20 protein-coding genes and 1 pseudogene are annotated in these 24,864 nt (G+C 46.8%); 7 read left to right on the forward strand and 14 right to left on the reverse strand.

The features are described from left to right. Window positions 1–114: 114 nt before the first annotated feature. Window positions 115–717 (reverse strand): lipoyl(octanoyl) transferase LipB, encoded by a 603-nt coding sequence (lipB, locus tag TW89_RS07125; protein WP_070585382.1) that lies wholly within the window; start codon window positions 715–717, stop codon window positions 115–117. Then, the gene (locus tag TW89_RS07130) at window positions 717–929 is read right to left on the reverse strand and encodes a YbeD family protein (protein ID WP_128580987.1); all 213 of its coding nucleotides are present in this window, start codon (window positions 927–929) and stop codon (window positions 717–719) included. The genes lipB and TW89_RS07130 overlap by 1 nt, the downstream gene beginning before the upstream one ends. A 275-nt stretch (window positions 930–1,204) precedes the next feature. On the opposite strand from TW89_RS07130, the gene lon reads away from it, so the two are divergent. The 5 genes from lon to TW89_RS07155 all read left to right on the forward strand — a co-directional run bounded on the left by lon (window position 1,205) and on the right by TW89_RS07155 (window position 6,760). After that, the gene (gene lon / locus TW89_RS07135; protein ID WP_128580988.1) at window positions 1,205–3,664 is read left to right on the forward strand and encodes an endopeptidase La; all 2,460 of its coding nucleotides are present in this window, start codon (window positions 1,205–1,207) and stop codon (window positions 3,662–3,664) included. Between the two features lie 185 nt (window positions 3,665–3,849). Next, the gene (locus tag TW89_RS07140) at window positions 3,850–4,119 is read left to right on the forward strand and encodes an HU family DNA-binding protein (RefSeq protein ID WP_003683413.1); all 270 of its coding nucleotides are present in this window, start codon (window positions 3,850–3,852) and stop codon (window positions 4,117–4,119) included. 350 nt (window positions 4,120–4,469) lie between these two features. Then, entirely contained in the window at window positions 4,470–4,739 is a 270-nt protein-coding gene (locus tag TW89_RS07145) for a FeoA family protein (protein ID WP_003683509.1), read from the forward strand. A 27-nt stretch (window positions 4,740–4,766) separates the two neighbouring features. Then, window positions 4,767–6,635, forward strand: coding sequence for a ferrous iron transporter B (gene feoB / locus TW89_RS07150; protein ID WP_128581047.1), 1,869 nt, complete (start codon window positions 4,767–4,769; stop codon window positions 6,633–6,635). Next, the gene (locus tag TW89_RS07155) at window positions 6,632–6,760 is read left to right on the forward strand and encodes a FeoB-associated Cys-rich membrane protein (RefSeq protein ID WP_084824579.1); all 129 of its coding nucleotides are present in this window, start codon (window positions 6,632–6,634) and stop codon (window positions 6,758–6,760) included. The genes feoB and TW89_RS07155 overlap by 4 nt, the downstream gene beginning before the upstream one ends. A 120-nt stretch (window positions 6,761–6,880) precedes the next feature. On the opposite strand, the gene TW89_RS07160 is transcribed toward TW89_RS07155, so the two are convergent. The 9 genes from TW89_RS07160 to yhbY form a co-directional block, all read right to left on the reverse strand. Next, a complete protein-coding gene (locus tag TW89_RS07160) occupies window positions 6,881–7,486 on the reverse strand; it encodes a phosphatase PAP2 family protein (RefSeq protein WP_128580989.1) in 606 nt (201 codons plus the stop codon). Between the two features lie 225 nt (window positions 7,487–7,711). Then, window positions 7,712–8,365: a DUF1287 domain-containing protein gene (locus tag TW89_RS07165; RefSeq protein ID WP_128580990.1), complete on the reverse strand. Its 654-nt coding sequence runs from the start codon at window positions 8,363–8,365 to the stop codon at window positions 7,712–7,714. 223 nt (window positions 8,366–8,588) lie between these two features. Then, window positions 8,589–9,965, reverse strand: coding sequence for a UDP-N-acetylmuramate:L-alanyl-gamma-D-glutamyl-meso-diaminopimelate ligase (mpl, locus tag TW89_RS07170; RefSeq protein ID WP_128580991.1), 1,377 nt, complete (start codon window positions 9,963–9,965; stop codon window positions 8,589–8,591). 405 nt (window positions 9,966–10,370) lie between these two features. Further along, the gene (locus TW89_RS07175; RefSeq protein ID WP_063069030.1) at window positions 10,371–10,709 is read right to left on the reverse strand and encodes a P-II family nitrogen regulator; all 339 of its coding nucleotides are present in this window, start codon (window positions 10,707–10,709) and stop codon (window positions 10,371–10,373) included. A gap of 89 nt (window positions 10,710–10,798) precedes the next feature. Further along, entirely contained in the window at window positions 10,799–12,583 is a 1,785-nt protein-coding gene (gene lpdA / locus TW89_RS07180) for a dihydrolipoyl dehydrogenase (protein ID WP_128580992.1), read from the reverse strand. A 77-nt stretch (window positions 12,584–12,660) separates the two neighbouring features. Beyond that, window positions 12,661–14,271, reverse strand: a complete 1,611-nt coding sequence (aceF, locus tag TW89_RS07185; protein ID WP_128580993.1) for a dihydrolipoyllysine-residue acetyltransferase — start codon at window positions 14,269–14,271, stop codon at window positions 12,661–12,663. 143 nt (window positions 14,272–14,414) lie between these two features. Continuing rightward, the gene (gene aceE, locus TW89_RS07190; protein WP_128580994.1) at window positions 14,415–17,078 is read right to left on the reverse strand and encodes a pyruvate dehydrogenase (acetyl-transferring), homodimeric type; all 2,664 of its coding nucleotides are present in this window, start codon (window positions 17,076–17,078) and stop codon (window positions 14,415–14,417) included. A gap of 622 nt (window positions 17,079–17,700) precedes the next feature. Next, complete coding sequence (locus TW89_RS07195; RefSeq protein ID WP_128580995.1) at window positions 17,701–19,128, reverse strand: tetratricopeptide repeat protein; 1,428 nt, start codon at window positions 19,126–19,128, stop codon at window positions 17,701–17,703. 223 nt (window positions 19,129–19,351) lie between these two features. Continuing rightward, the gene (yhbY, locus tag TW89_RS07200; protein ID WP_128580996.1) at window positions 19,352–19,639 is read right to left on the reverse strand and encodes a ribosome assembly RNA-binding protein YhbY; all 288 of its coding nucleotides are present in this window, start codon (window positions 19,637–19,639) and stop codon (window positions 19,352–19,354) included. A 111-nt stretch (window positions 19,640–19,750) separates the two neighbouring features. On the opposite strand from yhbY, the gene TW89_RS07205 reads away from it, so the two are divergent. Together TW89_RS07205 and ftsH are read left to right on the forward strand one after the other, a co-directional pair. Continuing rightward, on the forward strand, window positions 19,751–20,371 hold the full coding sequence (locus TW89_RS07205; protein ID WP_004520613.1) for an RlmE family RNA methyltransferase: 621 nt from the start codon (window positions 19,751–19,753) through the stop codon (window positions 20,369–20,371). A 70-nt stretch (window positions 20,372–20,441) separates the two neighbouring features. Then, window positions 20,442–22,402 (forward strand): annotated as a pseudogene (ftsH, locus tag TW89_RS07210) (ATP-dependent zinc metalloprotease FtsH). A gap of 103 nt (window positions 22,403–22,505) precedes the next feature. Here ftsH and tpx read toward each other — a convergent pair. The 3 genes from tpx to trpS all read right to left on the reverse strand — a co-directional run bounded on the left by tpx (window position 22,506) and on the right by trpS (window position 24,674). Next, window positions 22,506–23,000, reverse strand: coding sequence for a thiol peroxidase (gene tpx / locus TW89_RS07215; protein ID WP_003679194.1), 495 nt, complete (start codon window positions 22,998–23,000; stop codon window positions 22,506–22,508). 42 nt (window positions 23,001–23,042) lie between these two features. Beyond that, window positions 23,043–23,582 carry a hypothetical protein gene (locus tag TW89_RS07220; protein ID WP_070826247.1) on the reverse strand — a complete coding sequence of 180 codons (540 nt, stop codon included), beginning with the start codon at window positions 23,580–23,582 and terminating at the stop codon, window positions 23,043–23,045. Window positions 23,583–23,663: 81 nt separating this feature from the next. After that, window positions 23,664–24,674, reverse strand: coding sequence for a tryptophan--tRNA ligase (trpS, locus tag TW89_RS07225; RefSeq protein WP_070826248.1), 1,011 nt, complete (start codon window positions 24,672–24,674; stop codon window positions 23,664–23,666). Window positions 24,675–24,864: the final 190 nt, after the last annotated feature.

The raw sequence follows: 24,864 nt of genomic DNA on the forward strand, positions 1-24,864 counted from the left end.
TTCTGTCGTTATAAAGGCCGTCTGAAAAGCTTATTGCGGCCTTTAGGCCTAAGGGCTTGTGGGTTCAGAGGGGCAGTTAAAAGATGGTGTTGGGGTCAATATTTTCAGACGGCCTTATGCCAGTTCTTTTTGTAAATGCTTGGTCAGTTTGTCTGAAACCTCTGCCAAACTAGGTGCCGGAGAGACATAGTCGGCAATTTGGGTCATTTCCATACCGGCATAACCGCAGGGGTTGATATGGGTGAACGGACTTAAATCCATGTCCACATTAAGCGCCAAGCCGTGGTAAACGGAGCCGTCTTTAATACGCAGGCCTAGGGAAGCAATTTTACGCTCGCCGACGTAAACGCCGGGGCGTTTGGGATCGGCTGCTGCTTCGATGCCGTATTCTGCCAAGGTGGCGATGATGCTGTTTTCAAGTGTGGAAACGATATGGCGGACACTGGTTTTACGGCGTTTGAAATTGATCATCGTATAGACGACCAGTTGGCCGGGGCCGTGATAGGTAATTTGACCTCCTCTGTCAATTTGGACAACGGGAATATCGTCGCGAATGAGGAGGTGTTCGGGTTTTCCGGCCAAGCCTTGGGTAAATACGGGCGGATGTTCGACCACCCATAATTCGTCTTCGGTGTTTTCGTCACGCGAGGCATTAAATGCCTTCATGGCTTCGAAAGTCGGCAGGTAATCAACCAAGCCTTTGTGCACGATTTTCATTACAGCACCACTTTTACCAATTCGTGTGAAGTCAGGTCGCGGTAGATATTGTCGAGCTGCTCTTGGTTGTCGACATTTACTTTGACGGTTGCACCGGTATAGTTGCCTTTGCTGCTTGGGCGCGTAGTAATGTGGTGCGGCTCGGTATCGGGAGCGTGTTTGCGCACAGTTTCCAAGATGGCGGATTCAAATTCCGGATGAACCGCGCCCATGACTTTTACAGGAAAGGTGCAAGGGAATTCAATTAATGATTTTTTTCGGTTGAGTCTGTCATGGTTTACTACCTTGTTTGGTTAGCCAGGGCCGTCTGAAAAGTTTTCAGACGGCCCAAAATCCGATATATTTTATCGTAAACGTCCATATCGGGCTATTAAAAATGATGTTTTCGAAAATAGGTGCGGATAAGCTGTTTTCAAGTCTTGAAATGCAGCGCTTCAGCCCAATTTTGAGCTACATTCTGATTTAACAATGATTGAGATTTCTAACTATGCCGACAAAAGACAAATATTTCGAGGAATACAGTGCGCTGGCTACCTTGCCTTTACGCGATGTCGTGGTGTATCCGCATATGGTATTGCCGCTGTTCGTCGGTCGTCCTAAATCGATTGCGGCCCTTGAGGCGGCAATGGCCAATGATGATCCGGTTTTCCTGTTGGCCCAGCTTGACCCTAATACAGAAGACCCTAAAGCTGAAGATTTGCACCAGACCGGTACAGTCGCCCAAGTTTTGCAGGTTTTGAAGCTGCCTGACGGTACCGTTAAAGTATTGGTAGAAGGTATCCGTCGTGCGCGCGCGTTGACGGTTGATGAAACAGGCGGATTGTTTTTGTCTCATGTTGAGGCGATTGATGAGAATAGCGACAAGGACAATCCTGAAATTGAGGCCTTGCGCCGTACTCTGCTGACTCAATTTGAGCAATATGCGAAGTTGAACAAAAAAATCCCTGCCGAAGTCATCAGCACCATCAGCAGTATCGATGACAACAGCCGCCTTGCCGATACCGTTGCCGCGCATTTGCAGTTGAAATTGGAGCAGCGTCAATATGTACTGGAGACTGCCGGTATTGTTGAGCGTTTGGAATTTTTGCTGGCGCAGTTGGAAGCCGAACTCGACATCATGCAGGTTGAGAAGCGTATTCGTGGCCGTGTAAAACGTCAAATGGAAAAATCCCAACGCGAGTATTACTTGAATGAGCAAGTAAAAGCGATTCAGAAAGAATTGGGCGAAGAAGACGAGCGCGGCGAGCTGGACGCATTGGAAGCAAAAATCAAAGAAGCAGGCATGAGCAAAGAGGCTGAAGAAAAATGTCTGTCTGAATTGAAAAAACTGAAAATGATGCCGCCGATGTCTGCGGAATCTACCGTCGTGCGCAACTACATCGATACTTTGCTTGAGCTGCCGTGGAAGAAAAAATCCCGTGTCAGCAAAGATATTGCCAAGGCTGATTTGATTTTGAATGCCGACCATTATGGTTTGGAAAAAGTAAAAGAGCGCATTTTGGAATATTTGGCCGTTCAAAAACGTATGGACAAGCTCAAAGGCCCGATTTTGTGTCTGGTTGGCCCTCCGGGGGTGGGTAAAACTTCCTTGGGTGAATCGATTGCCAAAGCGACAGGCCGCCAGTATGTGCGTATGGCCTTGGGCGGCGTGCGTGACGAAAGCGAAATCCGCGGCCACCGCCGTACCTATATCGGCTCTATGCCGGGCAAAATCCTGCAAAACATGGCGAAAGCGGGTGTGAAAAACCCATTGTTTCTGCTTGATGAAATCGACAAGATGGGCAGCGATTTTCGTGGTGATCCGGCCAGTGCTTTGCTTGAGGTGCTGGATCCTGAGCAAAACAACAAGTTCGCCGACCATTATGCCGAAGTCGATTATGATTTGAGCGATGTGATGTTTATTGCCACTTCAAACAGCTTGAATATCCCGACTCCGCTCCTTGACCGTATGGAAATTATCCGTCTGTCCGGTTATACGGAAGACGAAAAAATCAATATCGCCATGCAATACCTTGTGCCGAAACAAATGAAGCGCAATGGTGTGAAAGAGGGCGAGTTGGTGGTTGATGAAAGTGCGGTGCGCGATATTATCCGTTACTACACCCGCGAGGCCGGCGTACGTTCGTTGGATCGCGAAATTGCCAAAATCTGCCGCAAAGTAGTAATGCAGGTTACCTTGAATGAGGACAAGAAAAAAGCATCCAAATCCAAAACAGTAAGTAAGGCCAAGCCTAAAGCGATTAAAGTTACTGAGAAAAATCTGCATGACTATCTGGGCGTGCGCCGTTTCGACTATGGTGTGGCCGAAAGCGAAAACCGCATCGGTCAGGTAACCGGTTTGGCTTGGACCGAAGTCGGTGGTGAGTTGTTGACCGTTGAAGCAGTAGCCTTGCCGGGAAAAGGTACGATTCAATGTACCGGCCAACTGGGCGATGTCATGAAAGAATCTGTATCGGCCGCATGGTCGGTTGTCCGTTCCCGTGCTGAAGCAGTGGGTCTAGCTCCTGATTTTTACGAGAAGAAAGATATTCACGTCCATGTGCCTGAAGGGGCGACGCCAAAAGATGGTCCGAGCGCAGGTATCGCCATGACTTTGGCGATGGTTTCTGCCTTCACCAAAATTCCGGTGCGTGCAGACGTGGCGATGACCGGCGAAATCACTTTGCGTGGCGAAGTGTTGCCGATCGGAGGTTTGAAAGAAAAACTGCTGGCTGCTTTGCGCGGCGGTATCAAGCATGTATTGATTCCAAAAGACAACGTCAAAGATTTGGAAGAAATCCCTGAAAATGTCAAAACCGGTCTGACCATTCATCCGGTTAAATGGATTGATGAAGTGTTGGCTTTGGGTTTGGAAGCTCAGCCTGAGCAGTGGGCGGCTGAATTGGCGGTTGCCGATACCCCGCAAACTTCTAAGGCGAAGTCAAGAACAAAAGCAACCAAGCATTAAGTTGGCCGTCTGATGTTGCAAAAAATGTGGTTTTGCCCTGAATGCCACAAAAATAGGGCAATTCCACATCTTTTACTTGACATGATAATTTCAGAATTGCTATAAAGTGCGTATGTGCTTTAAAAGTGCTCAAGCCCCGAGTATTCGGGCATTTCATCATTTTTTACGATAGGAAGGGACTAATTGTGAATAAGTCTGAATTGATCGAAGCAATTGCTCAAGAAGCCGGCATTTCCAAATCTGCTGCGCAAAAAGCTTTGGATGCTACTACTAATGCCGTAACCAACGCGTTGAAAAACGGCGACACTGTTACTCTGGTCGGTTTCGGTACTTTCTACGTCGGCGAACGCGCCGAACGTCAAGGCCGCAACCCTAAAACTGGCGAGCCTTTGACTATTGCTGCTGCTAAAACTCCTAAATTCCGTGCCGGTAAAGCATTGAAAGACGCTCTGTAATTTAGAGTCTTTCCCTGAATGGGAATAAAAAACCGATTTGATTCGGTTTTTTATTTTGAAGGCCGTCTGAAACCTTTTAGACGGCCTTTAGTTTGTTGAGTGTATAAAAAGGCTGAAATCCTAATGATAAAAGGATTTCAGCTTTTTTAGTTTATCTTGTTACATTTGATTTTTACATTAATAAGATTTATCATTAGCAAAGAAAATAACAATACTTAAAACAAACCGCACTTATTGAAAGAAGGGGCAAATAGCCACTCATAACCAACCTTTTAAATGTGCCACACATTCGTCATTCTTCTCACGTTTTTTTAATAATCTACTTTTAAAACAAATGAAAAGAGAGGCTTATGTCTACCATTCCTTTGTCGCGCCTTAAAAAAGGCGCAGTCGTACATATTGATTCCATTGCTCCCAACCCTGTTTTTGGTGATTTGGATACCTTGGTAACCCGTCGTCTTTCGGATTTGGGTTTTTCCAGCGGAATGCCGTTGCAAGTGATTGCCGTGGGCGGTTTTGGGAGAGGCCCGTTTGCGGTACGTTTGGGTAACCAATCTCAATTTTCCCTGCGTTTGGAAGAGGCCGGGAAGATTATGTGTCGTATCGTTGAGGCCGTTTAAGGCCGTCTGAAAGAATAAGGAAAAATGATGGAACTAAGCTATTTTGCCTTGATTGGCGCGCCAAACTGCGGCAAAACCGTTTTGTTTAACGGTTTGACCGGCGCACATGCCAAGGTTGCCAATTATCCGGGCGTAACTGTCGATAAGCGCGAGGGCGCCTTCCTCGACGACGAGGCCGTCCGCATTATTGACCTGCCGGGCACATACAGCCTACGCACGACCAGCCCCGACGAAGCGGTGGCGAAAGATGTAATGGTAGGCAAGATGGGCATTCCGCCCGATGCCATTATTGCCGTTGCCGACGCGACCAACCTGCGTATGACCCTGCGCATGATTTTGGAACTGAAAACGCTGGGACTGCCTATGGTGGTGTCGCTGAATTTGAGCGACGTGGCCCGCAAAAGGGGCTTGAATATCGACGCGGCCAAACTGAGCGAGTTGTTGGATGCACCTGTTTTGGAAACAGTTGCAGTGAGCGCGTCGGGCGTACAGGCTGTACGCGAAGCCGTGGCGAAGCTGCCGCGCAAACGCTCTTTCCCCGCAAACCCCACCTCTGCCGAACGCACGCTCGATGCGCTGGATAGCGACAAACTTTATCAAGAAGTCGAATCGATTTTGGCACAAGTGGTACGCACCCAGATGACGCTGCCCGCATGGCACAAAAAACTCGACGACATCGTGCTGCACCCCGTCTGGGGCATGATTATGCTGCTGGTGATCCTGTTTATGGTGTTCCAAGCGGTATACACTTGGGCGGCACCGATTATGGATGCCATTGAAGGCGGTTTTACCGCACTGGGAGAATGGATAGGCGCGAACATGGAACCGGGCATCCTCAACGATTTGCTGGTCAACGGCGTCATTGCCGGTTTGGGCAGCGTGTTGGTGTTCCTGCCTCAGATTACGATTTTGTTTGCCTTTATCCTGCTATTGGAAGACTCAGGCTATCTGCCGCGTGCAGCCTTCCTGCTGGATAACATCATGGCAAAAAGCGGTTTGTCCGGCCGTTCGTTTATTCCCCTTTTGTCCAGCTTTGCCTGTGCCGTTCCTGCCGTGATGTCGGCGCGTACCATTAACGACCCGCGCGAACGCCTTGTTACCATCGCGGTTGCGCCGTTGCTGACTTGTTCCGCACGTTTGCCAGTGTATGCGCTGATTATCGCCGCCGTCATTCCTGACCGTACAGTGGGTGGGATTTTCAACCTGCAAGGCCTGACATTGTTTATTCTTTATATCGTAGGCATTCTGTCGGCCGCATTGGCAGCGTATATCATGAAACGCTTGGCGCGGATGAAAGGCAATGTGCAACAATTCCCACTTTTGATGGAATTGCCGACTTTCCGTACGCCTAACTTCAAACACATCATGACCAGCTTGTGGGATAGGGTAAAAGCCTTCCTGAAACGCGCGGGTACCATCATTTTTGCGTTGGCCGTGGTTCTGTGGGGCTTGGTAAGCTGGCCGCAACCGCCTGAAGGCGCAACCGGTGCCGCCATCGATTACAGCTTGGCAGGTACGCTTGGTCATGCTATTCAGCCGTTTTTTGCACCTTTAGGCTTTACTTGGGAAATGTGTATCGCCATGATTCCGGGTATTGCCGCGCGCGAAGTGGTCGTTGCCGCTTTGGGTACTGTTTACGCCGTCAGCGCATCGTCTGAAGATGCAGTACAAAACGCACTGATTCCTATCATACACAACAACTGGGGCTTGCCGACTGCCTTTGCCTTCTTGGCTTGGTATGTGTATGCTCCGATGTGTGCCGCAACTTTGGCCGTAATTAAACGCGAAACCAAATCCACGAAAAATATGCTTATGATTACAGGCTATTTGTTCCTGATGGCTTATTTTGCCGCATTCGTGGTTTACCAAATTTCTTCAAGGATACTATCGTCATGACTCAATATATTATCGTCGGCTTGATTATGCTCGCCTGCATATTCTTCCTCTTGCGAAAATTCGTGTTCAAACCGAAAAAACGCGACTGCAGCAGCGGCTGCGGCAAATGCGGCGGTTGCGGTTAAATAAAGAGGGTTAGGTAAAAGTAAAAGGCCGTCTGAAATGGTTTCAGACGGTCTTTTTGTATGTTTGAACTATGGTTCAATTGTTGTTGTAGGGCTTTCTAAGATTCTGTGACAAAATGTTTAAACTGTCTTTTTTCTTGGGAATAGGATACAAGTGATTAAGAATATCAATGCTCCCCCTACGAAATCAATCAAATGGTGTTGATAGACAAATAAGACCGAAATGGCGAGTAAAAATCCCCATATACCAAAAAATGATTTTAAGAATTTGGATTTGAATTCTCTACAATAAACCTCAGCTGAAAGAAAAGCGAAACTCACATGTAATGACGGGCATTGATTAAAACTACTGTCCAATTTTCCCAAAATATAAAAGAAGGATTTTAAAATTTGGTTATCGACTTCAGGCTTGGGAAAATAAAATTTCATGGGAAATATTACAAATAGAGCAGTAGAAACTCCGATTAAAAAGGTTGCTCTTTTTATCAGTAATTTCAGACTGCTTTCGTTCTTTTCCAAAAATATAGTGACCAAGAAGAAAAACGGTGATGTCATATAAGGCAACATAAATATGGGCAAGAAAGGAATATTCCTTTCCCAGTCCATAAAATATGAAGGCACATTATCGACTGTATAGGTATAAAACTCAGCTTCCTTGTAAAAAACGACAAAAAATATTGATATAAAAATTGTATATTTAATCTTTAGTTTCGATAGCTTATCCACTTACCGATTCTCTCCATCCATGATTCCAATATAATTAAAATCGTAAAAATCCATCATATTATCATATGTATCAGTGATATGGAATATGTCGCACTGTCTCTAATATTTTGTCGGATGGTTATCCCACCTATGGTTTCAGACGGCCTCGAAAGGTGGATTGCAAAAAAAGCGCAAAACTACAGATTGGATATGATATTGAAGTGAATTTTTCAGTAGTCTCATGATTTATTGAACGGGAAGCCTGAAATGTCCGGTAATGGTGTAGCGGTAGAGGATATCGTCTTCACGGGTTCCCGAACCGATATTATGGATAATCAGAGGCCTATCGCCGATTTTTCGATCGGAGACGATGCCGATATGGGGACGGTTGCCTTTCAGTTCCCAAGTTACAATATCGCCAGCTTGATAGTTTGTATCTTGAACTGCCCAGCCTTGACGCGTGAAATAAGTCATTAGGTTAGGCACGCGGCGATGGTCGATATTAGTATCAGGTTGTTTCAAACCCCAGCGTTTCGGATAGACGGAAAAGTTGCGGCTCATGTCTTGATGAACAAGATCTTGCAAATCTATATTTTGGTCGCGCAAGGCACGGATGACCACGTCTGTGCAAACGCCTTTTTCCATCGGTACATCGCCCATTGGATATTTGAGCTTGGTGTAAGCAGGGTCGTAACGAAGGGTTTTGCCAATTTGGTTTCGCGCAGATTGTACGATTTGCGGTGATGGTTCTTCGGGTTCGGTAATCTTCTGTTGTAGGAAATTGGTATTAATACTTGAGATAGAGTTGTGATGACGGGCAAAAAATACAGCTGTTGTAATCAGAAGGATGGAAAGCGCAATACTGAGAACTATGGGCTTAAAGGCAGTTTTGTGTTTCATGATATATGTACGGCTTAGATGTTGTCTGCATTATTATCAGATTTTGGGGAGGATTGGCAATGCATAATGAAAAAATGGTCTTGAGCAAGTATGTATGGGCTAATAATGGATGAGTGTTATTTGGGTATTACTAAAACGTTTTTCTTAAATATAGATTTTAAATTGGCACATGATAAAAGGCCGTCTGAAATTGTTTCAGACGGCCTTGGTTATTGGAGAAGGCTTATTTCAACGCTTCCAACAGCTTTCCGTGTATTCCGCCGAAACCGCCGTTGCTCATGACCAAAATATGGTCGCCTGCTTCGGCATTTTTCACGATTTCGGCAACAAAGGTATCGAAGTCTTTGCCGACGTGTAGCTTGCCGCCTAAAGGTGCAAGGGCTTCGGCGACGTTCCAGTCCACGCCGCCGGCGTAGCAGAATACTTGGTCTGCATCGTTTAAGCTTTCGGGCAGGGCGGCTTTCATAGTGCCGAGCTTCATGGTGTTGGAACGAGGCTCGAGGACGGCGAGGATGCGTGCGTTACCGACGCGCTGGCGCAGACCTTCGATAGTGGTTTCGATGGCGGTCGGGTGGTGGGCAAAGTCATCGTAAACAGTGATGCCGTTTACCGTGCCTTTGATTTCCATACGGCGTTTGACGTTTTTAAATGCACTTAAAGCTTCGCAGGCCGTCTGAATATCGACGCCGGCATGACGTGCAGCGGAGATAACGGCGAGGGCGTTCATACGGTTGTGTTCGCCCATCAGTTCCCACGCGACGTGTCCGACTGTTTCGCCGTGATGGCGTACGTCGAACGAGCCGTCGGCATGGACGGTACCAACCTGCCAGCCTTGTTCGGTACCAAATTTTTCTACGGGCGTCCAGCAGCCTTTGTCTAGAGTATCTTGTAGGCTTTGCTGCTGGCCGTTGCAGACGATGAGGCCTTCAGACGGCACGGTGCGTACCAAATGATGGAATTGGGTTTGAATGGCGCCCAAATCGGCAAAAATATCGGCGTGGTCGAATTCCAGATTGTTCAAAATGGCGGTACGCGGACGGTAGTGTACGAATTTGGAGCGTTTGTCAAAAAAGGCAGTGTCGTATTCGTCGGCTTCGATAACGAAGAATGGGGATTTTGAGTTAGGGTCTTGGCGAGGCGTTTTCGGCAGACGGGCGGAAACGCTGAAGTTTTCCGGTACGCCGCCAATCAGGAAGCCCGGCGCGAGTCCGGCATATTCCAAGACCCATGCGAGCATGGAGGCGGTAGTCGTTTTGCCGTGTGTTCCGGCTACGCCGAGTACCCAGTGCTGGTGCAATACGTTTTCAGCAAGCCATTGCGGGCCAGAAATATAAGGCAAGCCTTTATTCAAAATGGCTTCAATCACATCCATGCCACGTTTGGCAACATTACCGATAACGTAAATATCGGCTTTAAATTCGTCCAATTGAGCGGCATCAAAACCTTCGTGTACGTCAATGCCCAAGGCTTCGAGCTGGGTGCTCATCGGCGGATACATCTTTGCGTCGCAACCGCTGACTTTAAAACCTGCTTCTTTGGCAATAGCCGCTACGCCGCCCATAAATGTGCCGCCGATACCGATAATGTGGATGTGTTTCATGATAAGACTGTCTTTGGATAAATTAATTTTAAAGCCGTCATTATAACGGAGTTTGGATAAAGAAAGGGGTCGTCTGAAAAGTTAGGCAACAATAAGAATAGGAAAAAAATACGAGGAATTTGATTTTACAAGGAGGGCATTGAGGTTTTGTAAGTATGGGATTGGGGTTAGCACTACTTTGGAAAGAGTTATTTGATACGGTAAAGTTGTTCACGAAGGTCAGGTGAAGCATTGCCTCGAAATCCTCCATGCTTGATAGCGTGATGTTTTCGATAATAGGTTTACTTGGATAGACTTAAGAAAATGGGGGGTATTCAATTAATGCCGTCTGAAAAATAAGTCTTGATTAAAACAAATCATGACTTTTTTCAGACGGCATTTGTATTCTGTATTTTGCGATTTCTATTAAAGTGCTGCTTCCGAGCGTTCGCCGGTACGGATACGGATAGCTTCTTCAACCGGATAAATAAAGATTTTACCGTCACCGATTTTGCCGGAATGCGCGGTTTCCAAGATGGCATCAACAGCTTGATCGACTTTATCGTCAGCCAATACCAATTCGATTTTTACTTTGGGCAGGAAATCAACTGCGTATTCTGCGCCGCGATAAATTTCTGTATGGCCTTTTTGGCGGCCGAAGCCTTTGACTTCGCTGACGGTCATGCCGGTAATGCCGATTTCGGTCAAGACTTCGCGCACATCGTCGAGTTTGAAAGGTTTGATAATGGCTTCGATTTTTTTCATATTAAGTCTCCTTGTTTGCAAAAAGGCCGTCTGAAACATTCAGACGGCCTTTGTTCCATCAAGTTCGTTCAAATTTTATTTGAGTGAACTTATTTCTTTTTCTGAGCAGGCAGGTCGGTACATACGCCCAATGCCACTTCCGCAGCCATACCGATGGATTCGCCCAGGGTTGGGTGTGGGTGGATGGTTTTACCGATATCGGCTGCATCACAGCCCATTTCAATCGCCAAGCAGACTTCGCCGATCATATCGCCGCCGTTAGGACCAACGATACCGCCACCGATGATGCGGCCGGTTTCAGCATCAAAAATCAGCTTGGTGAAACCATTGTCGCAACCGTTGGCAATCGCACGACCGGAAGCAGCCCATGGGAAGTTGGCTTTGGTAATTTTGCGGCCAGAGGCTTTGGCAGACAACTCGGTTTCGCCAACCCATGCCACCTCAGGAGAAGTGTAGGCAACGCCCGGAATAACGCGTGCGTCGAAGTAGGCTTTGTGGCCGGCACAGTTTTCAGCGGCAACGTGGCCTTCGTGAACGGCTTTGTGTGCCAACATCGGTTGACCGACGATATCGCCGATAGCGTAGATGTGCGGCACGTTGGTGCGCATTTGTTTGTCCACTTCGATAAAGCCGCGGTCAGTTACGGCAACACCGGCTTTCTCAGCGCTGATCAGTTTGCCGTTAGGCGCACGACCGGCAGCTACCAGTACGGCATCGTAACGTTGTGGCTCTTTAGGCGCATTTGCACCTTCGAATGTAACGTAAACACCGTCTTCTTTAGGCTCAACAGCAACAGTTTTGGTGTTGATCATGATGTTGTCAAAACGGTATTCGTTTTGTTTTTGCCATACTTTAACTAAGTCGCGGTCTGCGCCTTGCATCAGGCCGTCCATCATTTCAACAACATCCAGGCGAGAACCCAGGGTGCTGTAAACCGTACCCATTTCGAGACCGATAATACCGCCACCGATGATCAACAGTTTGCCCGGTACTTCTTTCAGAGCCAGTGCACCGCTGGAATCGATGATACGTGGATCTTCAGGAATGAAAGGCAGTTTGGTTACGCGGCTACCTGCTGCAATGATACAGTTTTTGAAGGCAACGATTTTTTTCTCGCCGGTAGGTGTCGCTTGCTCGTACACGTCGCCGGTAGTCAGCGACACTTCCAAGTGGTGCGGATCTAAGAATTGGCCGTCGCCTTGGATAACGTCTACTTTACGGCCTTTGGCCATACCTGCCAAACCGGTGGTCAGGCGGGAAACCACGCCGTCTTTGTAGCCGCGCAGCATGTCGATATCGAGTTCAGGATCTGGGTATTTGATACCGTTGGCAGCCAAGTGACGTACTTCATCGATAACGGCAGCGTTGTGCAATAAAGCTTTGGAAGGGATACAGCCGACGTTCAAGCAAACGCCGCCCAAAGTTTTGTAACGCTCGACGATGGCAACTTTCAAGCCTTCGTCAGCAGCGGCAAATGCAGCAGAATAACCGCCAGGGCCGCCACCCAATACGACCACATCGTATTCAGCATCGGCAGAACCGCCAAATTGTGCTGCTTGAGGAGCTGGAGCAGCAGCTTTAGGGGCTTCTTGTGCAGGAGCAGCTGGTACTTCAGCTTTAGGAGCGGCAGCCGCACCTTTGGCTTCAACGATTGCAATCAAGCCGCCTTCAGAGATTTTATCGCCGACTTTAACTTTAACTTCTTTAACGACACCTGCAACTTCGGCTGGTACGTCCATAGTGGCTTTATCGGTTTCCAAAGTAATCAGGGTATCGTCCACAGCAATGGTGTCGCCTACATTTACTTCAACCGCAATAATATCTACGTTTTCGTGACCGCCAATGTCGGGCACTTTTAATTCAACTAAGCTCATGTCTAATCTTTCTGAATGATGTTCGAACTTATTTTTTCAGACGGCCTGAGTAAAAAGGCCGTCTGAAAATGCTCGGATTACAGAGTAATGCGGCGGAAGTCTTTCAACAGGTTAGCCAGGAATACGGTAAAGCGCATACCGGCGGCACCGTCGATGACGCGGTGGTCGAAGGACAGGCTCAATGGGCACATCAGACGAGGAGCGAACTCTTTGCCGTCCCAAACCGGTTTGATTTGGGATTTGCACACGCCCAAGATGGCAACTTCAGGAGCATTCACGATCGGCGTGAAGCCTGTGCCGCCGATACCGCCCAAGCTGGAAATAGTAAAGCATGCGCCTTGCATTTCTTGTGGTTTGAGCTTGCCTTCGCGGGCTTTTTTAGACAATTCGGTCAGCTCTTGGCTGATTTGTTTCAAGCCTTTTTGATCCACGTCTTTTATTACTGGAACAACCAAGCCGTTTGGTGTGTCGGCTGCGAAACCGATGTTGAAGTAGTTTTTCAGCACCAAGTTGTCGCCATCCAGAGAGGCATTAAATTCAGGGAAGGCTTTCAGCGCAGCAACAGAGGCTTTAATGATGAAGGCCAATGGGGACAGTTTCACGCCTTCGCGTTCCCATTCTTTGTTCAGCTGTTTGCGGAATTCTTCCAATTCGGTCATATCCGCTTCCTCGTGTACGGTAACGTGAGGAATCACAACCCAGTTGCGAGAAAGGTTTTGACCGGAAATTTTCTTAATGCGAGACAACTCTTTAACTTCGACGCTGCCGAATTTAGAGAAGTCAACTTTAGGCCATGGCAACAAGTCCAGACCGCCGCCCAAAGAGGCAGCTGCAGGTTTGCCAGCACCGCTTTGCATAACGGATTTAACGAAGGCTTTAACGTCTTCGCCCATGATACGGCCTTTCAGACCGGTACCTTTGACTTGACCCAAATCTACACCCAATTCACGCGCCAGTTTACGTGCGGAAGGACCTGCATGGGCTTTGGCAAAAGCAGCTTCGTCAATTTTGGCAGCTTCAGGTGCAGAAGGTGCAGGCGCAGCGGCTGGTGCGGGAGCGGCAGCAGGAGCTGGAGCAGCGGCTGGTGCAGGTGCGGCAGCTTGAGCGACAGGAGCAGCTGCGGCGGAACCGGCGGTTTCTACTTCGATAATGGCAGAACCTTCAGATACTTTGTCGCCAACTTTTACAAATACGGCTTTAACCACACCGGCTTCTGTACATGGTACGTCCATAGTGGCTTTGTCGGTTTCCAGAGTAATCAGAGTGTCGTCAACGGCAACAGTGTCGCCAACTTTAATTTCAACGGCAATAATGTCTACATCTGTATGACCGCCAATATCCGGTACAACGACTTTTACAGTTGCACCGCCTGCAGGGGCTGCGGCAGGAGCGGCAGCGGGAGCTGCAGGAGCTTCAGCTGCAGGAGTCGGGGCTGCATCGGCAGCGGCGGCATCGGTTTCAACGGTCAGAATAACGCCGCCTTCAGAGATTTTATCGCCAACTTTAACTTTAACTTCTTTCACGACACCGGCTGCATCGGCAGGTACGTCCATAGTGGCTTTGTCGGTTTCTAAAGTAATCAGGGTGTCGTCAACGGCAATGGTGTCGCCTGCTTTAACTTCTACAGCGATGATGTCGACGTTTTCATGACCGCCGATATCAGGGACTTTGATTTCTACGATACTCATTTGAGTTCCTTTAATATTTTCAGTTTGATGCCGTCTGAAAACTGTTTCACACGGCATCGGTACAGTTTGTTAAACCATTCAAGCATTCGGTTTTCAGACGGCCTGATGTCTGAATGAAGCAAACAGGCCGTCTGAAACATCAATTAGCGTTTCCAGCTAGGGGCTGAATCGGCCTTGATGCCATATTTTTCAATAGCTTGTTGAACGGTTTCTTTGCTGACTTTGCCTTGCTCGGCCAATGCGCTCAATGCAGCAACGGCAACGTTGTAGCGGTCAACTTCGAAGAAGCTGCGTAGGTTGGCACGGCTGTCGGAACGACCGAAGCCATCGGTACCCAAGACGTGGTAGTCGTTAGGGATGTAGGCGCGGATACGGTCGGCATAGCTGCGGATGTAGTCGGTAGCGGCAATAACCGGACCGTCATGACCTTGCAGTTGAGAAGTAACAAACGGTACTTTTGCAGTTTCCAATGGGTTCAGACGATTGAAGCGTTCCACTTCGATGGCATCGCGGTGCAGCTGGTTGAATGATGGGCAAGACCAGATGTCTGCTTCTACGCCGAAGTCGGCTTTCAATAATTCGGCACCGGCAATTACTTCTTGCAGGATGGTACCGGAACCCATCAATTGGACTTTTTTATCGCCTTTGCCGCCGGCTTTCAGCAAGTACATACCTTTCAGGATGTCTTGTTCTACGCCTTCAGGCATGTCCGGATGGGTATAGTTTTCATTCATCAGGGTGATGTAGTAGAACACGTCTTCGTGGTTAACATACATACGGCGCAAGCCATCGTGTACGATAACGGCTACTTCATATTGGAATGTCGGATCGTAAGTTACACAGTTTGGAATCAAGTCTGCTTGAATGTGGCTGTGGCCGTCTTCGTGTTGCAAACCTTCGCCATTCAGTGTTGTACGGCCGGCTGTACCACCCAGCAGGAAGCCACGTGCATGCATATCGCCTGCTGCCCATGCCAAGTCGCCAACTCGTTGGAAACCGAACATAGAGTAGTAGATGTAGAAAGGAATCATGGCAAAGTCGTTGTTTGCGTAGCTGGTCGCAGCAGCAATCCAGTCAGCCATAGCACCTGGTTCGTTAATACCTTCTTGCAAGATTTGACCGTCAACAGATTCTTTATAGAACATCAGTTGGTCTTTATCTTGAGGAGTGTATTGTTGGCCTTTAGGGTTCCAAATACCGTATTGACGGAACATACCTTCCATACCGAACGTACGGCTTTCATCTGGAACGATAGGCACCACGCGTTTGCCGATTTTTTTGTCTTTCAACAGAGTAGACAGGATGCGGACGAAAGCCATGGTGGTTGAGAATTCACGGTCACCGCTGGATTTCAGTTGGGCATCAAATGCTGACAACTCAGGCACTTCCAGAACTTCTTGGGTAGGTTTGCGTTGAGGCAGGTAGCCACCCAAAGATTCGCGACGTGCATGCAGGTATTTGTATTCTTCGCTGTCGGGAGCAAAAGTCAGGTAAGGCAGGTCGCCGCTGTCGATTTGCTCATCGGTAACAGGAATGTCAAAGCGGTCACGGAATTGTTTCAGAGACGCTTTGTCCATTTTTTTGGCTTGGTGGGCAACGTTTTGACCTTCGCCGGATGCACCCATACCGTAACCTTTAATGGTTTTCGCCAAGATTACAGTAGGTTTGCCGTCGGCGTGGTTCACTGCGCGGTCGTAAGCGTTGTACACTTTTTGAGGGTCATGGCCACCACGGTTCAATGCCCAAATTTGTTCATCGGTCATATCGGCAACCAATGCTTTCAGTTCAGGCGTATTGAAGAAGTGTTCGCGAACGTATGCACCGTCTTTGGATTTGTAAGTTTGGTAGTCACCGTCCAAGCACTCTTCCATACGTTTACGCAGGATGCCATCTTTGTCTTTTGCCAAGAGGCGGTCCCAACGACGACCCCAGATGACTTTCACAACATTCCAGCCTGCGCCGGCAAAGTTGCCTTCCAGCTCTTGAATGATTTTGCCGTTACCGCGTACTGGGCCGTCCAAACGTTGCAGGTTACAGTTGATGACGAATACCAAGTTGTCCAAGCCTTCGCGTGAAGCCAGAGCAATAGCACCTTGGCTTTCAGGTTCGTCCATTTCGCCGTCGCCACAGAATACCCATACTTTACGGCCTTTGGTTTTAGCCAGACCGCGAGATTCCAAGTATTTCAGGAAGCGTGCTTGGTAAATCGCCATCAATGGGCCCAGACCCATAGATACGGTTGGGAATTGCCAGAAGTCAGGCAACAGGTGAGGGTGAGGATAAGAAGGCAGACCATGACCGGCAACTTCTTGACGGAAGTTGTTCAATTGGTCTTCAGTCAGACGGCCTTCAACGAAAGCGCGTGCGTAGATACCAGGGGCAACGTGGCCTTGGAAGAATACCAAATCGCCTTCTTCGCCTTCACCTTTAGCTTTCCAGAAGTGGTTGAAGCCGACTTCATACATAGTGGCGGCTGATTGGAAAGATGCAATGTGTCCACCCAATTCCAAATCTTTTTTACCCGCGCGCAAAACGATAGCGGCAGCGTTCCAACGAACGAATGCACGGATGCGGTGTTCGATGTTTTGGTCGCCGGGGATGCCTTTTTCGTCTTCAACGGAAACGGTGTTCAAGTATGGAGTAGTGGTACCGTGAGGCATACGGATGCCTTTATCACGGCTGTATTTGACCAAACTTTCCAGCAGATACTGGGCGCGCTCGCTGCCTTCATATTCTAAAACAGAGCTTAACGCGTCTAACCATTCTTTGGTTTCAATTGGGTCAACATCGTGTAATTGGGTGGACATAATATCTATCCTTGTGTTGAGTGTTTTTCAATGACGGAGTATTACTCCGATATTTTCGTTTGCGAACATATGTGAGTTAAAAACGAAAATTCCTAGAGTTAGATTCGAAAAAAGTTTTAATTACTGAAATATTTTCAATACGTTATAGCCATTGATGGAAAATCAGAAAAAATTGAACTTTTTACGAACCGGCTAACCTGCAAATGCTATCAGTAATTGGGCAAACTGGCAAATCATGCTGTAGATATTGATAGGATGTAAAGGTTGAAATAAGATTTTTTAAAAGAGTTATGGAGCTTGTTTTTAAATCGGGATATTGAGTAGATACAGTAAAAAAGTATCAAATGTTTGAGTAAATGGATTCGAATACGAAAAATATTTTTCAAATTTTGTTGTGAATTGAAAGTTTATATTGGATTTAGGGTTTGAAAGGGAAAATTTAGATTATCTGATTCTTTACAAAGAGAATAGGTCGTCTGAAGACTTTAAAGAGATTAAGAGGGAATGGGATTTGAAGATGACGATTATTGAGGAAGGGTAAATAAAAAAAATGACATGTACAGGCTGTTTAGTTTAGCTCTGACATGTCATTTATGTAGGAAGTTAGAATTTCAGACGGCCTTTAAGCGGCAGAGACCTTTTGAGCGAATTGCTTCCATTGAGCCAAAAGCTCTTTAAGAATATCTTGTTGTTCATGTCCATGTTGGATGGCTTCTTGTAGCCAGAAACAAGCATTGTTGATGTCTTTTTCTACGCCCATACCATGATAATACAGACAGGCAAGATTATATTGAGCCATTGTGTCTCGTTGTTTGGCCGCTGCTTCAAACCATTTTGCAGCTTGGGCATAGTCGACAGGTACACCTTGTCCACTGTAATACATCATACCAAGATTGGTTTGGGATTTGCTGTGCCCACGTTCTGCGGATTGGTGGTATAGATCCAGTGCTTCAGCGTAATTTTGTTGGCGTTTTAAGCCATAGTGCGCTGCAAATGCCAGCTTGTATAGACGTTCAGCCTCTTGACGTTGGAGGGCGATTTCTTTCGTCAGTTCATAGTTTTGCTGGTTATTCAATGCGCTGTCAGACAGAAGTTTTTGGTAGGCGACAAGATTACCTAAATCAGCCGAGCGTTGATAATATTGACGCGCGGTGTCTGCATCAACTGCTCGTCCCAATCCATAACGATGGATATCACCTAAAAGACGCAAACCTTCCGGATCATTTTGATCCGCTGCAAATTTAGCGTGCTGATAGGCCTTTTGAGGGTCCCGCTCGGTGTTTTTACCCAATAGATATATTTCGGCAAGTGCTACATGCGCATTGCTGTCACCTTGTTCGGCAGCTTTTTCAAACCATTCCAATGCTTCAGCAGGATTTGATGCGGCTAAGAGTTCTGCAAGAGAAGTTTGCGCCGGAACAATGTCGTAATCGGCGGCGATACGTAAATGTTCGATTGCTTTTTCAGGGTTTTGTGCAACACCTTGCCCCAATTTGTATTGAAGGCCGAGTTGCCAGTGTGCCGCAATAAATCCCTGTGCAGCGGATTGCTGATAAAGTTTATGGGAATATTCCAAATCGGGAGAGCTGGAATATTGGTAATGCTGGGCTAAGAAATATTGTGCCTGAGGATTTTGTTGTTCGGTAGCTTTCAATGCCCATTTGACGGCTTCTTGGTCATTGCCGTTATCTGCATATAAACGTATCAGGCGCAGTTGGGCAGGAGCCAATCCTTCTTCGGCAAGCTCTTGATAGGCGTCAACTAAATCTTCTATTGCAATCCCTCTGCTTTCTTCTATTTGCAGAAGGTTGTAACGAGCATATGGGTGACCGGCTTGAGCAGCCTGTTTGAGATATGAGACAGCAATTGCTAAATCTTGCGCATTTTCGTGATGTTCGATTAGGCATCCTGCCAGCTGAAATGCAGCCTCAACATGCCCGGCTTCTGCTGCTTCGCAGAGCAATGGGATGGCTCGTGCAAAGTCAGGTGGGTCTTGAGTGATTAATTTTTCTGCTAGCAGAAAAGATTCTTCATATTGTTGAGCATTCATCGGTTTGCTTTTATATTTTGTGAAGGATTAGGAATAAAATAATCGGCCGACAGGGTGCGGCCGTTATGATTTTGTAATTTTGAGGTTATTTACAAAAACAGGCAACCGTATTTGTACTTTTATACTTAGAATAATGGAATAATTTTTTTATGCTGCATAAATACAACAGAAGGATATGATAAAGTGGGTTGAGAAAATACTTCTGCTGTTTATTCAGTTTAAATTATTTATCATCCGGTTTTTTACGCCACAAAACAAGTAATTTGCCAATATGTTGCACCAGTTGAGCACCCAGTGTTTCACACAGGGTATCACAAATTTCAATACGTTCAGCACGATTATCCCCAAAAACACGGACTTTAATCAATTCGTGCGCTGTCAATGCGGCATCGGTTTCTTTGATGACCGAGTCGGTCAAGCCTTGTTGGCCAACCATAACGACAGGGTGGAGGTGGTGTGCTTGGGCTTTCAAGGCCAAAATTTCTTTGGTGCTTAATTTGTTGTCGCTCATTTTGATAAGTATCCAATTAAAAAGAATAATGGCTATATTGTACGCGATTTAGAACATTTACGGGGGAAATAACGTACAATGCTGATTTTAACTTAAGCATTTCAAATCAAGATGGCTGTACGCTCAAAATCTTCAAAAGCATGGCTGCATGAGCACGTCAACGATCATTATGTCCATATGGCACAAAAAGACGGATATCGTGCCAGAGCGGCTTATAAATTATTGGAAATCAATCAAAAAGATAAATTAATCAAGCCGGGTACGGTTTTGGCGGATTTGGGCAGCGCGCCGGGAAGTTGGTCACAGGTAGCGGCCAAGCTGGTCGGTAAAACAGGGGCAGTGTTTGCTTTGGATATTTTGCCGATGGATGCTATTGAAGGCGTGTCGTTTATTCAGGGCGACTTTAGGGAAGATGCTGTTTTGGAACAGTTTGAAGCCTTATTGGATAATCGTCCGTTAGACCTTGTAATCTGTGATATGGCACCCAATATGTCAGGCAATGCCGTAACCGACCAGGCACGCAGTTTTTATTTGTGTGAACTGGCTTTGGATTTTGCTTCCCAACATTTGAAAACCGGAGGCAGTTTTTTAGTGAAGGTGTTTCAAGGCGCGGGTTATCAAGAGTATACGGCGGCTATGCGTGAAATTTTTGCCAGTGTACAAACTCGAAAGCCGGATGCTTCCCGCAATCGTTCCAGTGAGATTTACCTATTAGGTAAAAATAAACGCTGACAATGTAGGGTGGGTGCTTTAAAATTCTTTCCCTTGATTTTATTTATTTTGTAACCATGGAGCCTGTTCAGTGGGGAATACCATTAAAAACATATTAGTTTGGGTAGTGGGTGGTGCTATGCTTTTAGCAGCATTCAATGCACTCAGCGATAAGCAGGAAGATAAACAGCAAATCGAATATTCTCAATTTATTCAGCAAGTTAATAGTGGCGAAGTATCCAATGTCAATATTGAAGGATCTGTTGTCAGCGGCTATCTGATTAAAGGTGAGCGCACCGATAAAACTGCCTTCTATACCAATGCGCCTTTGGATGACAACTTGGTTAAAACACTGTTGGATAACAAAGTACGCGTCAAAGTGACTCCGGAAGAAAAACCAAGCATGCTGGCCAGTCTGTTTTACAGCCTGCTGCCGGTTTTGTTGTTGATTGGTGCATGGTTCTACTTCATGCGCATGCAAAGTGGTGGTGGCGGTAAAGGCGGTGCCTTCTCTTTTGGTAAAAGCCGTGCGCGTTTGTTGGATAAAGATTCCAATAAAGTGACTTTTGCCGATGTTGCCGGTTGTGATGAGGCAAAAGAAGAAGTGCAAGAAATCGTAGATTATTTGAAAGCACCCAATCGTTATCAAAGCTTAGGCGGTCGTGTGCCGCGCGGTATTTTGTTAGCAGGCAGCCCCGGTACGGGTAAAACATTGCTGGCCAAAGCGATTGCCGGTGAGGCAGGTGTACCATTCTTCAGTATTTCAGGTTCTGACTTCGTAGAAATGTTTGTCGGTGTCGGCGCGAGCCGTGTCCGCGATATGTTCGAGCAGGCCAAGAAAAACGCGCCATGTATCATCTTTATCGATGAAATTGATGCTGTCGGCCGTCAGCGTGGTGCCGGTTTGGGCGGTGGCAATGATGAGCGTGAGCAAACGTTGAACCAATTGTTGGTTGAAATGGATGGTTTTGAAAGCAACCAAACCGTTATTGTGATCGCAGCAACCAACCGTCCTGATGTACTTGACCCAGCGTTACAGCGTCCGGGCCGTTTTGACCGTCAAGTCGTTGTTCCATTGCCTGATATTCGTGGCCGTGAGCAAATCTTGAAAGTTCACGCTAAAAAAGTGCCTTTGGATGCATCTGTAGATTTGACTTCTTTGGCTCGTGGTACACCTGGTTTTTCAGGTGCAGATTTGGCAAACTTAGTCAATGAAGCTGCTTTGTTTGCCGGCCGTCGTAATAAAGTTAAAGTCGATCAAAGCGACTTTGAAGATGCTAAAGACAAAATCTACATGGGTCCGGAGCGTCGCAGTATGGTAATGCACGAAGATGAAAAACGTGCGACAGCCTATCATGAGGCCGGTCATGCAATCGTAGCGGAAAGCCTGCCGTTTACTGATCCGGTTCACAAAGTAACAATTATGCCTCGTGGTCGTGCATTGGGTTTGACTTGGCAGTTGCCTGAGCGTGACCGCATCAGTATGTACAAAGACCAAATGCAGAGCCAGCTCTCAATCTTATTTGGTGGTCGTATTGCTGAAGATATTTTTGTGGCCGTATTTCTACCGGTGCATCTAACGACTTCGAACGTGCAACTCAAATGGCACGCGAGATGGTAACGCGTTATGGTATGAGCGACAAAATGGGGGTGATGGTTTATGCTGAGAACGAAGGTGAAGTATTCTTGGGTCGCAGCGTAACCCGTTCTCAAAATATTTCTGAGAAAACCCAACAAGATATTGATGCGGAAATCCGCCGTATTTTGGATGAGCAGTACCAAGTGGCTTACAAAATCTTGGATGAAAATCGCGATAAGATGGAAACCATGTGCAAAGCACTGATGGATTGGGAAACCATCGATCGGGACCAAGTTTTGGAAATTATGGCCGGTAAACAACCTAGTCCGCCTAAAGATTACAGCCATAATGTCCGTGATGACAAAGTAGAAGAGTCTGAAGCGCCTGTTGCTGAAGCTGCTGAACCTGTTGAGCAAAATGAGGTTCAGAATACTGAGTCAGTAGAAGCAAGCAAAACAGATAAATCTGTATAAGGCTTGAAACAGAAAACGGTAGCTTTTGGGCTACCGTTTTTATTTTGAAGATAATCTAAAGGCCGTCTGAAAATTTTCAGACGGCCTGATTTTATTTGGTTAATTACAAAACAGCCAAGGCTGCTTCGTAGTCAGGCTCGTTCGCAATTTCAGAAACCAATTCAGCGTGGAGAACTTGGTTTTGCTCATTCAAAACCACCACTGCGCGGGCAGTCAGGCCGCGTAATGGGCTTTCTGTCAGTGTAACACCGTAATCGTTAGAAAAGCTGCTGCGGAATGTAGAAAGTGTCACTACATTTTCCAAACCTTCTGCGCCGCAGAAACGGGCTTGTGCAAACGGTAAATCGGCAGAAATGCACAAGACGACGGTATTGTCCAAAGATGACGCACGTTTGTTAAAAGTGCGGACGGACTGGGCGCATACGCCGGTGTCAATACTGGGGAAAATATTCAGCACTTTGCGTTTGCCTGCAAAGTCAGCCAATGATTTCTCAGATAGGTCTGCTGCTACCAATGTGAAATCAGGTGCAACTTGACCGATGGCAGGCAAATTGCCGTTTGTAGAAATAGGAGAGCCTTGGAAAGTAACTTGAGCCATGATTCAGTCCTTGTGTCAGGGGAAAATAGGATGGGCAGGGTTTTAGTAATGACGGCGACGGAAATAGAACATGCCTTCGCTGTCAATTTCTAAAATATAGCGACCGTTTTGTACAGCGGCATAGCCGCTTTTGCCTTCGGTATAAGGCTGCAAAGCAGCGTGTGAAATCAGATAGTCGGTCAGTTTGCCGCCGTCTTGGGCAATATTGTCCACCATTTTTGCAAAGGCAGTGTGGCAAACTCCGTTGGCTGACCAGCCGGCTGAAACGCCTTTTTCATTTTTTTCCATGCATTGGCCGCTGATGACTTCTAAGTCGGTAGGGTGCTTACCAATCAGATTGATAACACCGCCCTCTATGCCGTTAATCGGATAGGTGCGTTGTTTCTTACCTTCTTTCGTTTCGCCGTCTTGAGCTGTACCTAAATCCAAACCGGCTATAGCTTGTTCATCGATATATTTAACTTTGAAGGTAGGCTTGGGCGCTTTGCCTGAAGCAGCATCATTGGCTACAGTATCTTCAGATTTACCGCCGCAGGCAGCCAATGAAAGGCTGAGCAAGATAAGGGGGAAGGTTTTTTTCATATGAGAAACCCTAGAAAAACGATTATATTTCAAATGATAAACGATATTGTGGCCGTCTGAAATATTCAGACGGCCTTACTATTATTTCAACGGACGAATACCTACTGCATCGCGTACTTTATCCAACAATTCGCGTGCTTCTTTACGCGCTTTTTGTGCGCCGGCCTGCAAAATGTCTTCAATTTGAGAGGGTTTGGCTGTCAATTCATTGTAGCGCTCGCGCGGTTCTGCGAGCTCGGCATTGATTTTTGCGCCCAAGAGTTTCTTGGCTTCACCCCAAGCAAGGCCTTCGGCCAGCATTTGCGTGAACTCGGCAGTTTCAGACGGCGTGGAGAAGGCTTTGTAGATTTCAAACAGAGGACTTTCATCAGTCTGTTTCGGCTCGCCGGGTTCTTTCATATTGGTGATGATTTTGTTAACCGATTTTTGGGTTTTCTTGTCGTTTTCCCAAAGCGGAATGGTATTGCCGTAGGATTTGGACATTTTGCGTCCGTCCAAGCCGACCAAGAGTTCGACATTTTCGTCGATTTTTACTTCAGGCAGGGTGAAGAGCTCTTGGAAGCGGTGGTTAAAGCGACCGGCAATATCGCGAGCCATTTCAACGTGTTGTATTTGGTCGCGACCGACTGGTACTTCATGGGCATTGAACATAAGAATGTCGGCAGTCATGAGGATAGGGTAGCTGTACAGGCCCATTTCCACGCCGTGATCCGGATCTTCCTGACCGTTTTCGGTATTTGCCTGTACTGCAGCTTTATAAGCGTGGGCGCGGTTCATCAGACCTTTTGCAGTGATACAGGTCAGAATCCAGTTCAACTCCATCACTTCGGGAATATCGCTTTGACGGTAGAAAGTGGTCTGTTCCGGATTGAGTCCACAGGCGAGCCATGTGGCGGCAACAGCTTGAGTAGATTGATGAATCATTTCCGGCTCATGACATTTGATGATGCCGTGATAGTCGGCCAAAAAGAGGAATGATTCGGTATTGGAATCTTGCGCTGCGCGGATAGCCGGGCGGATGGCACCGACATAGTTGCCCAAGTGTGGAATACCTGTTGTGGTAACGCCTGTTAAAACTCGTTTTTTGCTCATGAAAGTATCCTTCGGCATAAAGGCCGTCTGAAAATAAATATGGTGCCGATTATACCTGATTATTCTTGATTTTTCAGACGGCCTTTTGAGTAGAGGGTAACTGGATAATAAAGTTATGCACATAAAATTATAAAAATAAAACTTTATAAAACAACAATATATAAAAATTTGTTGATTAATGGAGTAAATT

Origin of the sequence: Neisseria flavescens, assembly GCF_001618065.1 — a bacterium.
Classification (GTDB): domain Bacteria; phylum Pseudomonadota; class Gammaproteobacteria; order Burkholderiales; family Neisseriaceae; genus Neisseria; species Neisseria flavescens_A.

What these genes read in the sequence shown, in the direction of transcription:
- lipB (WP_070585382.1), bottom strand. Translation starts at nt 717, where the DNA reads ATGAAAATCGTGCACAAAGGCTTGGTTGATTACCTGCCGACTTTCGAA.
- TW89_RS07130 (WP_128580987.1), bottom strand. Translation starts at nt 929, where the DNA reads ATGGGCGCGGTTCATCCGGAATTTGAATCCGCCATCTTGGAAACTGTG.
- lon (WP_128580988.1), top strand. Translation starts at nt 1,205, where the DNA reads ATGCCGACAAAAGACAAATATTTCGAGGAATACAGTGCGCTGGCTACC.
- TW89_RS07145 (WP_003683509.1), top strand. Translation starts at nt 4,470, where the DNA reads ATGTCTACCATTCCTTTGTCGCGCCTTAAAAAAGGCGCAGTCGTACAT.
- feoB (WP_128581047.1), top strand. Translation starts at nt 4,767, where the DNA reads ATGGAACTAAGCTATTTTGCCTTGATTGGCGCGCCAAACTGCGGCAAA.
- TW89_RS07155 (WP_084824579.1), top strand. Translation starts at nt 6,632, where the DNA reads ATGACTCAATATATTATCGTCGGCTTGATTATGCTCGCCTGCATATTC.
- TW89_RS07165 (WP_128580990.1), bottom strand. Translation starts at nt 8,365, where the DNA reads ATGAAACACAAAACTGCCTTTAAGCCCATAGTTCTCAGTATTGCGCTT.
- mpl (WP_128580991.1), bottom strand. Translation starts at nt 9,965, where the DNA reads ATGAAACACATCCACATTATCGGTATCGGCGGCACATTTATGGGCGGC.
- TW89_RS07175 (WP_063069030.1), bottom strand. Translation starts at nt 10,709, where the DNA reads ATGAAAAAAATCGAAGCCATTATCAAACCTTTCAAACTCGACGATGTG.
- lpdA (WP_128580992.1), bottom strand. Translation starts at nt 12,583, where the DNA reads ATGAGCTTAGTTGAATTAAAAGTGCCCGACATTGGCGGTCACGAAAAC.
- aceF (WP_128580993.1), bottom strand. Translation starts at nt 14,271, where the DNA reads ATGAGTATCGTAGAAATCAAAGTCCCTGATATCGGCGGTCATGAAAAC.
- aceE (WP_128580994.1), bottom strand. Translation starts at nt 17,078, where the DNA reads ATGTCCACCCAATTACACGATGTTGACCCAATTGAAACCAAAGAATGG.
- TW89_RS07195 (WP_128580995.1), bottom strand. Translation starts at nt 19,128, where the DNA reads ATGAATGCTCAACAATATGAAGAATCTTTTCTGCTAGCAGAAAAATTA.
- yhbY (WP_128580996.1), bottom strand. Translation starts at nt 19,639, where the DNA reads ATGAGCGACAACAAATTAAGCACCAAAGAAATTTTGGCCTTGAAAGCC.
- TW89_RS07205 (WP_004520613.1), top strand. Translation starts at nt 19,751, where the DNA reads ATGGCTGTACGCTCAAAATCTTCAAAAGCATGGCTGCATGAGCACGTC.
- tpx (WP_003679194.1), bottom strand. Translation starts at nt 23,000, where the DNA reads ATGGCTCAAGTTACTTTCCAAGGCTCTCCTATTTCTACAAACGGCAAT.
- TW89_RS07220 (WP_070826247.1), bottom strand. Translation starts at nt 23,582, where the DNA reads ATGAAAAAAACCTTCCCCCTTATCTTGCTCAGCCTTTCATTGGCTGCC.
- trpS (WP_070826248.1), bottom strand. Translation starts at nt 24,674, where the DNA reads ATGAGCAAAAAACGAGTTTTAACAGGCGTTACCACAACAGGTATTCCA.